Source organism: Paenibacillus glycanilyticus, from assembly GCF_030161375.1.
Classification (GTDB): Bacteria; Bacillota; Bacilli; order Paenibacillales; family Paenibacillaceae; genus Pristimantibacillus; species Pristimantibacillus glycanilyticus_B.
The window spans coordinates 421,401-433,888 of record NZ_BSSQ01000001.1; the positions used below are offsets into that span (position 1 = coordinate 421,401).

The 12,488-nt window shown below is 50.7% G+C and carries 13 protein-coding genes; 4 read left to right on the forward strand and 9 right to left on the reverse strand.

What is annotated here, in order from left to right; genetic code table 11:
• Positions 1–33: 33 nt before the first annotated feature.
• The 3 genes from QQK89_RS01740 to QQK89_RS01750 form a co-directional block, all read right to left on the reverse strand.
• Positions 34–2,343: a YcdB/YcdC domain-containing protein gene (locus tag QQK89_RS01740; RefSeq protein ID WP_284236687.1), complete on the reverse strand. Its 2,310-nt coding sequence runs from the start codon at positions 2,341–2,343 to the stop codon at positions 34–36.
• A gap of 147 nt (positions 2,344–2,490) precedes the next feature.
• Positions 2,491–2,673, reverse strand: a complete 183-nt coding sequence (locus QQK89_RS01745) for an H-type small acid-soluble spore protein (RefSeq protein WP_284236688.1) — start codon at positions 2,671–2,673, stop codon at positions 2,491–2,493.
• A gap of 33 nt (positions 2,674–2,706) precedes the next feature.
• Positions 2,707–2,895 (reverse strand): hypothetical protein, encoded by a 189-nt coding sequence (locus tag QQK89_RS01750; protein ID WP_284236940.1) that lies wholly within the window; start codon positions 2,893–2,895, stop codon positions 2,707–2,709.
• 197 nt (positions 2,896–3,092) lie between these two features.
• Between QQK89_RS01750 and QQK89_RS01755 the strand changes: the two genes are divergently transcribed.
• The 3 genes from QQK89_RS01755 to ligD are packed head-to-tail and all read left to right on the forward strand — an operon-like array spanning position 3,093 to position 5,862.
• Complete coding sequence (locus QQK89_RS01755; protein ID WP_284236689.1) at positions 3,093–4,001, forward strand: Ku protein; 909 nt, start codon at positions 3,093–3,095, stop codon at positions 3,999–4,001.
• A complete protein-coding gene (locus tag QQK89_RS01760; protein WP_284236690.1) occupies positions 4,001–4,951 on the forward strand; it encodes an RNA ligase family protein in 951 nt (316 codons plus the stop codon). The genes QQK89_RS01755 and QQK89_RS01760 overlap by 1 nt, the downstream gene beginning before the upstream one ends.
• Positions 4,948–5,862, forward strand: coding sequence for a non-homologous end-joining DNA ligase (gene ligD / locus QQK89_RS01765; RefSeq protein WP_284236691.1), 915 nt, complete (start codon positions 4,948–4,950; stop codon positions 5,860–5,862). Before QQK89_RS01760 ends, ligD begins: the two co-directional genes overlap by 4 nt.
• 8 nt (positions 5,863–5,870) lie before the next feature.
• Here the strand turns inward: ligD and cls are convergent, their stop codons facing one another.
• The 4 genes from cls to rfbC are packed head-to-tail and all read right to left on the reverse strand — an operon-like array spanning position 5,871 to position 9,752.
• Positions 5,871–7,307 carry a cardiolipin synthase gene (cls, locus tag QQK89_RS01770; RefSeq protein WP_284236692.1) on the reverse strand — a complete coding sequence of 479 codons (1,437 nt, stop codon included), beginning with the start codon at positions 7,305–7,307 and terminating at the stop codon, positions 5,871–5,873.
• A 27-nt stretch (positions 7,308–7,334) separates the two neighbouring features.
• On the reverse strand, positions 7,335–8,201 hold the full coding sequence (gene rfbD, locus QQK89_RS01775) for a dTDP-4-dehydrorhamnose reductase (protein WP_284236941.1): 867 nt from the start codon (positions 8,199–8,201) through the stop codon (positions 7,335–7,337).
• A 23-nt stretch (positions 8,202–8,224) separates the two neighbouring features.
• The gene (gene rfbB, locus QQK89_RS01780; RefSeq protein WP_284236693.1) at positions 8,225–9,184 is read right to left on the reverse strand and encodes a dTDP-glucose 4,6-dehydratase; all 960 of its coding nucleotides are present in this window, start codon (positions 9,182–9,184) and stop codon (positions 8,225–8,227) included.
• A 10-nt stretch (positions 9,185–9,194) separates the two neighbouring features.
• The gene (gene rfbC, locus QQK89_RS01785; protein WP_284236694.1) at positions 9,195–9,752 is read right to left on the reverse strand and encodes a dTDP-4-dehydrorhamnose 3,5-epimerase; all 558 of its coding nucleotides are present in this window, start codon (positions 9,750–9,752) and stop codon (positions 9,195–9,197) included.
• Between the two features lie 187 nt (positions 9,753–9,939).
• Here rfbC and QQK89_RS01790 point away from each other — a divergent pair, with 187 nt between their 5' ends.
• Positions 9,940–10,389 (forward strand): bactofilin family protein, encoded by a 450-nt coding sequence (locus tag QQK89_RS01790; protein WP_284236695.1) that lies wholly within the window; start codon positions 9,940–9,942, stop codon positions 10,387–10,389.
• 67 nt (positions 10,390–10,456) lie between these two features.
• Here the strand turns inward: QQK89_RS01790 and QQK89_RS01795 are convergent, their stop codons facing one another.
• Positions 10,457–11,251: an ABC transporter permease gene (locus QQK89_RS01795; RefSeq protein ID WP_284236696.1), complete on the reverse strand. Its 795-nt coding sequence runs from the start codon at positions 11,249–11,251 to the stop codon at positions 10,457–10,459.
• A complete protein-coding gene (locus QQK89_RS01800; RefSeq protein WP_284236697.1) occupies positions 11,244–12,164 on the reverse strand; it encodes an ABC transporter ATP-binding protein in 921 nt (306 codons plus the stop codon). The genes QQK89_RS01795 and QQK89_RS01800 overlap by 8 nt, the downstream gene beginning before the upstream one ends.
• Positions 12,165–12,488: the final 324 nt, after the last annotated feature.

Sequence of the window (12,488 nt, forward strand, 5' to 3'; positions counted from 1 at the left end):
CGGTTAACCGGCAGCCCTTGATTCAATGATTGATTAATAATGGCTATTCATGATTGGCGAATCGACTTTATCCTGCAAGGTAGCTAGTCTTAGAAGAACGACGCTGATTTGCGCTTTGGTAACGGGAGCGTTCGGGTTGAATTTGCCTTTGTCCGCCGTGAGAAGGCCCAGCTTCATCGCAATCTTCACGGCTCCTTTGTTTTTAATTTGCGAGGCATCCTTTAAGGATGCCACATCCGAATCGTTTGTCATGAACTCGGACAATTTGTCGTATTTCAGCAGTCTGGTCAGCCACACCGCCAACTCGCCGCGGGTTAAAGCTTGCTCAGGATGCAGCTTTTGCGTTGGGGAAGCTTGGAGGAATCCTCTTTGCACTAAATACTCTACGCCTGCGGCATATTGGCCATCGACCGGAATGTCGGCAAAACGCTGCACTTGAGGAGTGATATAACTTTGTCCTCCCGTAAAGCCGCTCATAAGCAAATTAATCCAGTCCCCATTATTTACGGTTTGGTCCGGATGGAGAAGCCCGTCGGATTCCGGCTTCAATATGCCGTATTCAAACATGGTTTGCAGCGACTTGGATGCCCAATGTTTCTTCGCGTCGGCCGGGAGTTCCCTTGTAGCCTCCGGCGTTCCCGAGAGGGAATATTGCTGCTCCAGCTTGCCGCTAATCGCGTTGATTAAGACGACATAATTATCTAGATCGCCAAACTTTGGCGAATACACAAGTTTCACTTGCGGCTCCTGAAGCTTTCCTTCTACATAATTGGAACCAACCGTCGTGTATTGCAGCTCGGCACCAATCGCGTCGCGATACCTCTTAAGCGCTTCCTCTTCCGTAATTTTCGCGGTTAAGGAATCCAGCTTGCCGAGTGTATCCTTCGGCATGACCGTGACATAATATTGTTTCAAATTGCCGTCTCCGTCGAGGTTAATCTGAACGGACGACGGTTGTACAGGCTTGCCTTTATAAAACTGCTGGAAGCTATACATATAAGCCGTGTCCGGACTATAAGTGACGGTTCCTGGACGGTTAATCAGCTTCAGGTCGCCCGAAGCATTCGGATACAGCTTAGTTACGAGATCCTGCGCTTTCGCTTTGGCTTGTTCCTCTGTGATGGCTGGTTTCGCCGCTGGCTGTTCTTCTGCACCCGGATTACCCGATGTATAAGAAAAGAGCTGCAGCAGTTGTCCCGTTGCCGCATCAACCGTAGCATGAACCTGTTCACCGAACGGATTGCTGTTCCAGACCGACCAAGTCTTTTGACCGTCACTGCCGCTGTTGACTTGCGCATTAACCTCTTTGGCGTCTGAACCAATAAGCGGAGTTACTACGGCCAATGCTTCGTCTTTCGTCAATTCTCCTCCCGCATGAGGCTCGAAAGGTTTGGCCGAGGAGCTGATGGCGGAATAGCCGGTAGCCTCGAGAGATTCCACGGCCTCTCCTTGCTCATTGAGGAATTTACCCGTTTTTGCATCAATTAGGCCAATCCCGCCAACCGCTATGTAGCCCAAACGATAATCGGAAGACTTCGATGGATTGTTATAATAATCGGCACCGGGAATATAGGCCAGCTGCAACTTTAGGTCTTTTTTCATTTTATCGGCCGCTTGTGCTGCCGTTAGTGTTGTATCGGGAGAAGGATAATCTCTGCGAGTGCCATAACCGCGGTATTCCGTTATTTTCCCATTGCCGTCAACTACAACTTGAATTTGACTGGTGGCTGTTGGAATGCCGTTCACTTGAACTTGGTAGGCAAACGAATATTGCACGGGGCCAAATAATGCTTGCGGGTACGCGCTATCGACGGGTACAAGCTGAAGCTTGTCTGCCGTATTAAGGGACGGCGAAGCAACCGTGATGAACTGCTTGGCGATCTTCTCCGCTTCTGTCTTGGACACTTTGGCCGGATAAAACGAATCTTCTCTCGGGAGCGAATTATAATACGTAACAATATCTCCGTTAATGGCATCGATAGCCGAATCAAAGCCGTAGGAACCGTTCTCGATTTCCATTCTCCACTGAATGGTCCAGATCATCTCTTGGCTTGGCGGATATTGATTCGGATTGCCAAGATCAACGCTTTCGACTTCCGCGTCTTTTAATTCCGGGAACAGCTTTCTAAACTTCTCAACCGCTTCTTCCTTCGAGATTTTCGCCTGGCTCTCGTCGAGCACTCCGCCAGTTGCAGTTCCTGAGGTACCTGCGGTTGCCGAAGCATCCGCGAGTACGGCTACCGTAGTAGAAGAAGAACTTGCCGCATAAGCCATCCCGCCTACCGGGAGCATACTAAGCGCTAATACGGTGGCAAGCAGCTTGCCTTTCAACGATCTTTTCATCTTGTTCCTCACAACCCTCTCTCTAAAATTAGAACAACTTCCAAAATCATACACCTAACCTAAAACGGTGAACAAGGTAAAAAAGTTTCATTTTTTTCCAATTAAAAAACCGAACGGCTTCATCAGCCGTTCGGTTTTTGTCTGTTGTTATCGTTCCTGCAGCCGGTCTACGGATACCGTCTTTGTGTTAATCGGGTTGCCGCCGACTTGAACGGTTGCCATTCCGTTGGCTTCATCCACGTTCTCGATCCATACGGAATCGCCATCGTCAAGATGAACCTTAATCGTAGCTTCCGAGTCGTAAATCTGTTTGGCGCGGTTTATATCCATAGTTGCTCTCTCCTTCTAGCATGCCTTTGCAGGTTAGTCCTTGGATTCGGGGACCATATAATCGGTAGTTGATTCGTCGATTAACCCGTTATGCGGGGACACGGTGCCTCCGCCTAATCCCTCATTCACCATGCGGTCAATATCCATGAAATAATTGTCGCGGCCTTCGTCCCATTTGTCTTCCGGCAGCTTCTCATTGTTCTCGATATCATCGAATTCCATCATAGTCGGTTCACTCCTCCCTGCAACAAGCATTGTTGGTTCAAGCAAAATATGCCCGTTTTGATTGATTCTCATGCATTGCGGCAACAATAAAGAACAGGAGAAGTTCATTAAGCACATGCTTTCGATGTATGAATCATCACGACGCCCTTGTTTGGGGCGTTATGGTGATAATTCATTTTAGGAGGAGTAACCAGATGCATACCGTATGGAAAGGCGCAATCAGCTTCGGGCTTGTCCATGTACCCGTCAAGATGTTCTCGGCCACGGAAGACAAGGATATCTCGCTTCGCATGATTCATAAAACTTGCGGCAGCCCAATCGCTTACGTAAGGCGCTGTCCGAATTGCGATATCGAGGCGGAGTGGGACGATATTATCAAAGGTTATGAATACGAGAAAGGCCGTTATGTGCTCTTTGACAAAGAAGAGCTTGAGCAGTTAGCGGGGGAGAAATCGCATACGATTCAAATTATGGATTTTGTTGCGCTTGAGGAAATTGATCCCGTCTACTTCCAGAAGACGTACTATTTATCGCCGGATCAGGCCGGCAGCAATGCTTACGGCCTATTGCTCCAGGCCATGTCCGACACGGGCAAGATCGGCGTAGCGAAAGTATCGATCCGTTCCAAAAGCAGCCTCGCGGCTATTCGGGTCATCGATAACTGTCTGGCGATGGAGACCATCTTTTATCCCGATGAGATCCGTTCGATTTCCCATGTACCGGGCATACCGGAGTCGGTCAATGTGAACGAGAAAGAGTTGACTATGGCCAAGCTGCTAATTGAGCAGCTGTCTACGCCGTTTGAGCCAAGCAAATATAGCGACGACTATCGGGCGAATATGCTTCAAGCGATTAACAATAAAATTGCCGGCCAAGAAGTTCAGGTGGCACCACAGCAGGAACAAACCAATGTGCTTGACTTGATGGCCGCCCTTCAGGCCAGCCTTGATGCGGCCAAACTGCCGCCGGGCGGTGTTGGACTCGACACCGGCTCGGGCACGCCAGCCGCGGCCGCTCCTGCGCCATCTGCTGCAGACCAGCCGCTTGTGAAGCCGCGCAAGCCTAGAGCGAAGAAAGATAAAGCGACGGAGACCGTTTCTTAATGACTGTTTTCACCCTCCCCGCCGAACCGATGATTCCCATTGCGGATGAGCGGATTCCCGTGGAGCCCGGCTGGATCTACCAGATCAAATGGGACGGTGTCCGGATCGTTGCCACGGTAAACGATGACGGCAGAATTGATCTGTATTCGCGGAAGCTGCTGAACAAAAACGCGGTATATCCGGAGATCCACAGGACGCTGCAGGAGCAAGCCGTTAAGCTTGGCCCCTGCATGCTGGACGGAGAGATCGTCTATTACGACGGCGTGCGCCCCAACTTCCAAATGGTATTAACACGAGAGCGAAGTTTCGGCGGCGAGCCTTCCCCTTCTTCCAGCCAAGGGAGAGTGCTATACGTACTTTTTGACCTGCTGCAGGACGGCGACCAGGATTTGCGTCCGCTTCCTTATGCGGCGAGGCATGAACGGCTTCTAGCCAAGATGAAGGAAATCCGCTCGGACCGTCTTCTTATATCTGATCTTTATACGGATCCGGACTCCTTGTGGAAATGGGTGGACGAGCATGAATGGGAAGGAATCGTCAGCAAAAAATTAGACAGTCCCTACAAGGAAGGGAAAGCCCATCGGGATTGGCTGAAGAAAAAACGGGCCATTCTGCTTGATGTCGGCATTGTTGGCGTGAAGCGCCGCGACGGGCGGGCGGCAAGCCTTGTTATGTCCGACCAAGGCCGGTTCGTCGGCAGCGTCTCGCTTGGCCTTGACGAAGCGATGCGGGAAACGCTTGGCCAAATGCTTCAGTTGCGGAAAAGCGATGCTCCTTCATGGCCTATGCCATTTCCATCGCTGCCCGCCGAATTGAAAGGCGAGAGCATCATATGGCTGCCTTCCCCCCTGCCATGCCGGGTTACGGGACTTGAGCTGACATCTGCCGGACTGCTCAGACATCCCAAGCTGGTGTCCTTTGGACTTCCTCCAGCGGGAGGCCGTACATGAACAGGACAAACGCATCTGCCAAACGGACGGCAACCGTTATGGTGGAGGGCTATGAATTAACGATTACAAACCCGGAGAAACCGCTTTGGCCGGAGCAAGGCATAACGAAAGCGATGTATCTGGAGAAGCTTGCCATGTTGTCGCCTTTTCTGCTGAAGCATTGCAAGGACCGTTATTTGACGACGATTCGATATCCCCATGGTTATGCGGATAAGTCGTTTTATCAGAAAAACTGTCCCGAACCAAAGCCGGATTTCGTCACGATCGCCGAAAGCGAAGGAATCTCTTATATTCATCTCGACAATTTGCCAACTTTGCTATGGCTAGGCAACTTGGCCTGTCTTGAGTTCCATGCGTCCTTTGACCGGATTAGCGAGCCGGATTATCCGACCGAATGGATATTGGACCTTGATCCTTCCCGGGAGGATGAACCTCGGATCATCGAAGCTGCCGCGCTCGTCGGAAAGCTGCTGGATTCGCTGAAGATCCAATCTGTTCCCAAAACCTCCGGCGCGACAGGCGTTCAAATCATCGTTCCCGTCCAGCAGAAATATACGTTTGATGAACTGAGGACCCTCGGTCAATTCGTCGGCGATTATTTATCAAGCGCTTATCCGCAGCTATTCACCGTTGAACGGCTGACCAAAAACCGCGGTGATCTCATTTATGTAGACTATTTGCAGCATTACAAAGGGAAAACGATCTCGGCTCCGTATACGCCAAGAGCTCGCTTTGGCGCGCCTGTCTCTACCCCGCTCCTATGGGAAGAAGTATATGCAGGGGGCATAAAACCGGCCGACTTCCATCTTCTGAACATAGCGGAACGCCTCCAGCGTTACGGAGACTTGATCGATCTGGTACAGCCGCAAGATCTAGGCCATGTGCTCAGCTTTATCCGCGCCAAAAAATAAGCCGCCCTTTACAAGAGCGGCGCCAATAGTCTAGCAGCGGCTTCCGCTGCTTTTTCTTTTGCCTGCCTCTGCCGGAAACTTTCCAAATCCAGCTCTCGGCTATCGAGCAAATCCTGCTCGAAATCTTGCTTCAAACGCGAGATGGTTCCATGATCAAACAAGACCGCGTTCTGCTCGAAGTTGCTGTGAAAGCTCCTCATATCCATATTAGCCGTTCCGACTATCGCCAGCAGATCGTCTACGATCATGACCTTCGCGTGGATAAAGCCTTTTTGATAGCGGTATACCCGAACCCCCGCTGCCAGCATCCGTTCCACAAAGGACAAGGTCGCCCACAATACGAGCTGCGTATCCGCAATGCCGGGTATAATTAACCGGACATCTACCCCGCTTTTTGCGGCACTGCCTAGCGCGGCCAGCAGACTTTCATCCGGAATAAAGTATGGCGTCGAAATCGAGATGCTTGTTGTGGCAGCCGTTACGGAAGCGAACGCGGTCTCCAGAATCGGTTCCCCGCTCCGATCCGGCCCGCTCGACACAATAAGAACCGGTTCTTGCAACGCTTCATCGGGATCATGCTCGGGCATGTACCCGGCATTAACCGGCAGACGTTCCTTGGCGGCCAGCTCCCAGTCTTTCATAAACAGCTCTTGCAAGAAATAGACCGCGTCTCCTTCAAGCCGGAGCTGCGTGTCCCGCCAGAAACCAAGCCTCTTATCCTTGCCTAAGTACTCGTCTCCGATATTGATGCCGCCAACGAAACCAACTTTCCCGTCAATAACGGCAATTTTACTATGATTGCGGCTGTTTAATAACCTCTTGAACAGCGCGGTTCCCGCCGGTAAAAAACATTCCACCCTCGCGCCCGACTGCTTCAGCTCCGACACGTACCGCTTACTCAAATGAACGCTTCCGATTCCGTCATACAGAACGCGAACCTCAATTCCCGCCTTCGCTTTGGCAGTTAGGACATGCAGGAACTTCCGGCCTATCTCGTCATCGCGGATCGTATAATAGTCCAGATGAATATGATGGCTGGCACGCTCCATCTCTTCCAATATAGACGCAAAAGTCTCCCGCCCGTTGGTAAGCACCTTTACTTGATTGCCAAGCGTCACCGGCCTGCCCGAGCATACGCGAAGCAGCCCAAGCAGCTGGTCCCGCTGCAGCATGCCGGTCTGGCCAAGCTCACCAACGCTCTCGGCGCATATGGACAAGCGCTCTGCCGCTTGCTCGTATTCTCTGGAAATATTGCGCCCTGCATGTACGCGCCTGGACCGCCCAATCATCCAATAGCAGGCAAAACCCAGAACAGGCACGGCGAGCGAAATAAACACCCATGCCGTAGCTTTTGCGGGCAGGCGCCTCTCGATCCAGACAATTGCAACAGACTGAGCGCTATATAACAATAGAAAGACTATGATTGCAATAAACCAACCGATCATTCTAGCACCCCATTAATTGAATCCCATTCAACTAGTGTGGTCCTCCTGCGGAAATTTATGCTGAGATAAATAATGACGCAAAGCTTCCCGCCAAGGCGGGAGCGGAGTTAAGCCGTTGCTGCGGATCGCGCCGTGATCCATTACCGAATAGAGGGGGCGGGGAGCCGGACGGGGGAACTCTTGTGTTGTGCAAGGCTCGACAAACGTGCTGCTGCCACTCTCCTCCATGATCGCTTTCGCAAACTCATACCAGGAGCAGACGCCGCTGCCCGATGCATGGTAGATGCCGTAATAATCGGTTTGTACCAGCTCTAATATAAATAACGCCAGATCCCTCGTATACGTCGGCGAACCTACCTGATCCGCAACAACGCTCAGCCGGTCGCGCTTAGATGCAAGCTTCAGCATCGTTTGCACGAAATTAGGGCCGTAAGCGCCAAATACCCAAGAGGTTCTGACGATAAAATAACGGTCATGAAGGCTTATGACCGCCTGTTCCCCGGCTAGCTTGGATTGTCCGTAGACGGTTTGCGGATTGGTCCGGTCATACTCCTTGTACGGTACCGTGCCAGATCCGTCAAATACATAATCGGTACTGACAGCGCATAGCTTAGCGCCGATTTCCCTGGCAGCCAAAGCAACGTTGCGAGAGCCGGCAGCATTCACGCGGAATGCCTCATCCGGCTCCGCTTCCGCTTTGTCCACGGCTGTGTAAGCTGCGCAATGAATGACAACATCCGGTCTAAGCCGGGACAAGACGCTTCGACATTGATCAAGACTCGTAATATCAAGCGTCTTGCGATCCAGTCCTATGATTTCGAATGAACCGCCGGTATCCATGAGCACAAATTCTCTGCCAAGCTGACCATTGGCACCGGTAACGACAACTTTCAGCTTGTGCTGCTCAGTTGCTCCGGTCATTTGGATTCCAACCATTTCTCATGTTGAAGATACCACGCAATCGTTGCTTTAATGCCTTCTTCATAGCTATGGTCCGGAACCCAGCCAAGCTCGCGTTTTATTTTGTCCGCGTCAATGGCATACCGGCGGTCATGTCCCAGACGGTCTACTACATGACGAATCAACGTCTCCGGTTTACCCAGCTCTTGCAAAATAGTTCTCACCACATGAAGATTCGTTCGTTCGTTGCTGCCGCCGATATTGTACACTTCCCCCACCCGGCCTTGATGCAGCACGAGATCGATCGCTTTGCAATGATCCTCTACATACAGCCAATCTCTTACTTGAAGACCGTCACCGTATACCGGCAGCGGCTTATCCTCCAGCGCATTCTTAATCATTAACGGAATAAGCTTCTCCGGAAATTGATAGGGTCCGTAGTTATTCGAGCAGCGTGTTATTACTGCCGGCAGGCCATAGGTCTCGTGATACGCCCGAACGAGCAGATCGGCACCGGCTTTGCTGGCCGAATAAGGACTGTTGGGCGCTAGCGGCGTCTCTTCCGTAAAGAGCCCTTCCGCCCCCAAAGTACCGTATACCTCATCCGTGGATACCTGTACGTACTTCGCCACTTGATAAATCCGCGATAATTCAAGCAAGGTCTGGGTCCCAACGACATTCGTGCGTACAAAGAGATCCGGCTGCACAATGCTCCGGTCAACATGCGACTCCGCGGCAAAGTTAATAACCGCATCAACTCCGGCTTCAAATAGCGGAGTAAGCGCCGCCTGGTCGGCAATATCCGCTTGGACAAACGAATAATTCGGATGATTCTCCACCTGCTTGAGATTGTCCGGATTACCCGCATAGGTTAAGGCATCAACGTTAATCAGCTTATAATCGGGATAACGGCTTAACATATAATGAACGAAGTTGCTCCCGATAAAGCCCGCTCCGCCTGTAATTAACATTTTCATTTGGGAAGGCTCACCCCTCATATACAAAATTGATTTCTGCCTGGGCAAGCACGGGATGCTTCGCGTCTTTATCCGACAAGATCGGCTTCGTGACCGGCCAGTCAATCCGAAGCGCCGGATCATTCCAGGCAATCCCCCGGTCATGCTCGGAAGAATAAAGGGCATCCACCTTATACTGCACCTCGCAGTTTGGCACCAGCGTGCAGAAGCCATGCGCAAAACCTTGCGGAACGAGCAGCTGTCGCTTGTTCGCGGCGCTCAGAATAAACCCTTGCCATTCTCCAAAGGTTGGCGAGCCGCGACGAATATCTACAACTACGTCATAGATCGCCCCGGCAGTAACCCGAACCAGCTTCGTTTGCGCTCTCGGATTCAGTTGATAGTGCATCCCCCTAATAACGCCTGCCTCTACCGATAACGAATGATTATCCTGTACGAAAGCTTGTATGATTCCGTTCTGCCGCGCCGTTTGCTCATTATAGCTTTCCGTGAAGAAACCTCTGTGGTCGCCGTATACGGGGGGCTCCAGCAGCTTCACTCCCGGCAGCCTAGTTTCCATTACGTTCATGTCTCACCATCCTGTTAGATCAGAACTTTGACACTATTATTATATTCGACAAGCTCGTACTGACTCTTAGGTATACGCCATTTTTCTCCCTATCCCGAATATAATTCTGGCATGTCTCGAGCTTTGAGAGAATAAAAGTCAATAGAACTTAAACTTATCGGACTGGAAGGAGGCTTAACCTAAGCTTATGTTCAAGGATAAAAACAACGTTTCGGCGAGTGACACGCTAATTGGTCTCGGAACGCATTTGGAGGGAAAGCTGACTTGCGACGCAAACCTCCGTATTGAAGGCGAGCATAGCGGAGATATCGTCTGTCTGGGAGATGTCATCATCGGGGAAAACGGCATGGCACGCTCCAACATTACGGCAAGAGACATCGTTATTGCAGGCAAGGTGTACGGGGAAGTAACGGCCAAAGGCCGATTAACGATTACCGCAACCGGTCAATTAACCGGCAGCATCTCCGCCCAAGGCATCATTGTCCAAGACGGAGGGATGTTAAACGGCACCTGCCATATGGAACGATCGGCAGCCGATACCCGAACCCGTCCGTTGTCCGAGACAAACGGCGGCGGCTCAGCCGCATCTGCGAAGGAGCAGAATCGGGAGAAGGAAAAGGCGCGTCAAGCGGTATAAGAAAACTCCCATTCGGCTCATCAACTGGAACCGAATGGGAGTTTATTGTTTATATGGACGCGCGCAATTAAGCGGCCACGTCTCTCTTCTTGAACACATACCAAGCGAGTCCAACAAAGATGGCATAATAGACGGCAAGCACAAGGAAAGAGAAGCCCAATGTCATGCCTTCGCGCATTGGATTGTGATCCAAGTACTGCGTAAGGTCAAGGTGGATAAACAGTAGATAGTCGATCCATTTGTAATCAAGCGTAGCTAATAACATAACAAACGTGTTAACCCCAAGAATGAGGAACAAGGATAAGCCTATCGCCAACGCTCCGCTGCGGAATACCGTTGCCAGCATAAAAGCAAGCGTTGTCGTAACGACTAGGGAAATATATTTCAGCACGCTGAATTGGAACATATACGCGATAATGGACCCTGTCACCAGCGGAGAAATAACCTCCGAAGCCGTTGCGTCCTGATAACCGAACAACACCATGTTCAGAATAAAACCAAACAGCAGCATGGCGATAACCATTCCGAGCGCGTATAGTAACACCGCCACATATTTGGACAATAATATTTTCGATCTTGTCCATGGACGAATCAGCAGCAGCTTAATCGTGCCGCTCGTAAACTCATCCGCCACGCTGCCTGAAGCAATGACAATCGTAAACACCGTGATGAGCATGAACATAATCGAAGCTTCATTGTATAACATGTTCCAGGATGAAGCGTCATGCGCATCATTCACGAAATACGTAATGATGGAGATCGCCGCCATCAAAGCGAACATAATGCCGAGCATCACATAGGTACGCGGCCGGCGGTAAATTTTCATATTTTCGTTTTGTACAAGCTTCCAAAAATTAAACAATGCGTTCCCCTCCTGTTACTTCCAGGAATTGATCTTCAAGCGATTTAATTTGGACGCGGATGCCGTATACGAGAACGCCTTCCGCAACAAGCTTTGCGTTAAAGGCCGCTACGAAATCGCGGTTTGCCTCCAATACAATGCCATCGCCTTCCTTGAACGCATCTTTGCCAAGCTCCGCTGCCACGGCAATCGCTTCGGCAGGCTTGTCCACCTCGAACAACATGTTCACGTTGCTCAAAGCGTCATGCCCTTCTTGCTTGATCGTGCGAACATCAATCAACTTGCCGTTCTGAATAATAGCAACGCGGTCGCACATCAGCTCCATCTCGGAGAGCAGATGGCTGGAGACAAATACGGCAATTCCTTCTTCCTTCGACAGCTGGCGAAGATAATCGCGCAGCTCGCGGATTCCCGCCGGATCAAGACCGTTGGTCGGCTCGTCGAGGATAAGCAACTTCGGACGGTGCAAGATCGCCTGCGCGACGCCTAATCTTTGGCGCATGCCAAGCGAATAGGTCCGCACTTTATCATGAATCCGGGCTTCGAGGCCAACAAGGGCAATGACCTCTTGGATCCGCTCAGCCGTAACGCCTTCAATCATCCGGGCAAAATGAACAAGGTTCTGATACCCGGTCAAATATTTGTACATTTCCGGATTCTCGACAATAGCTCCGACATTCCGAATAGCCTGCTGGTATTCGGTGCGGATACTGTGGCCGTCGATCTTGATCTCGCCGGATGTCATGGCCATAAGGCCCACCATCATGCGAATGGTCGTTGTTTTGCCGGAGCCGTTAGGCCCAAGAAAACCAAATACTTCGCCCAGCGGCAAATCAAGCGTCAGGTTATTAATAATCGTCTTCTTCCCGATACGCTTCGTCACCTGCTGCAGCTGTACAATCGGTTGTTCCATGGGATGATCACCATTCCATTTCCAAAAACTAGTTTATGTATCGTCCGTCTATTATAGCGAATCAAGAGTAGAAGGGAAAGTGAACAACCTATTAAGATTTGTTATACTCGCGAACAATCCGAGCAGCAGCCAAGCGGCAACACGACACGGAAAAAGCCGGTCCGAAAAAGTGCCTTTGCATCATGCACCTTCACCATTTTTCCGCATCCAACACAATAAAAGCATTCTTCCAGTTGCAACATCATTACTTCCCCTCTTCCCGATCGTTATACTAATTGTATCATTATCGAATTTTGTTGTTACAATTCGTATCTTAACTTTATT

Coding starts and splice junctions, on each gene's coding strand:
- QQK89_RS01740 (WP_284236687.1), bottom strand. CDS start 2,343: ATGAAAAGATCGTTGAAAGGCAAGCTGCTTGCCACCGTATTAGCGCTT.
- QQK89_RS01745 (WP_284236688.1), bottom strand. CDS start 2,673: ATGGATATAAACCGCGCCAAACAGATTTACGACTCGGAAGCTACGATT.
- QQK89_RS01750 (WP_284236940.1), bottom strand. CDS start 2,895: ATGGAATTCGATGATATCGAGAACAATGAGAAGCTGCCGGAAGACAAA.
- QQK89_RS01755 (WP_284236689.1), top strand. CDS start 3,093: ATGCATACCGTATGGAAAGGCGCAATCAGCTTCGGGCTTGTCCATGTA.
- QQK89_RS01760 (WP_284236690.1), top strand. CDS start 4,001: ATGACTGTTTTCACCCTCCCCGCCGAACCGATGATTCCCATTGCGGAT.
- ligD (WP_284236691.1), top strand. CDS start 4,948: ATGAACAGGACAAACGCATCTGCCAAACGGACGGCAACCGTTATGGTG.
- cls (WP_284236692.1), bottom strand. CDS start 7,307: ATGATCGGTTGGTTTATTGCAATCATAGTCTTTCTATTGTTATATAGC.
- rfbB (WP_284236693.1), bottom strand. CDS start 9,184: ATGAAAATGTTAATTACAGGCGGAGCGGGCTTTATCGGGAGCAACTTC.
- rfbC (WP_284236694.1), bottom strand. CDS start 9,752: ATGAACGTAATGGAAACTAGGCTGCCGGGAGTGAAGCTGCTGGAGCCC.
- QQK89_RS01790 (WP_284236695.1), top strand. CDS start 9,940: ATGTTCAAGGATAAAAACAACGTTTCGGCGAGTGACACGCTAATTGGT.
- QQK89_RS01800 (WP_284236697.1), bottom strand. CDS start 12,164: ATGGAACAACCGATTGTACAGCTGCAGCAGGTGACGAAGCGTATCGGG.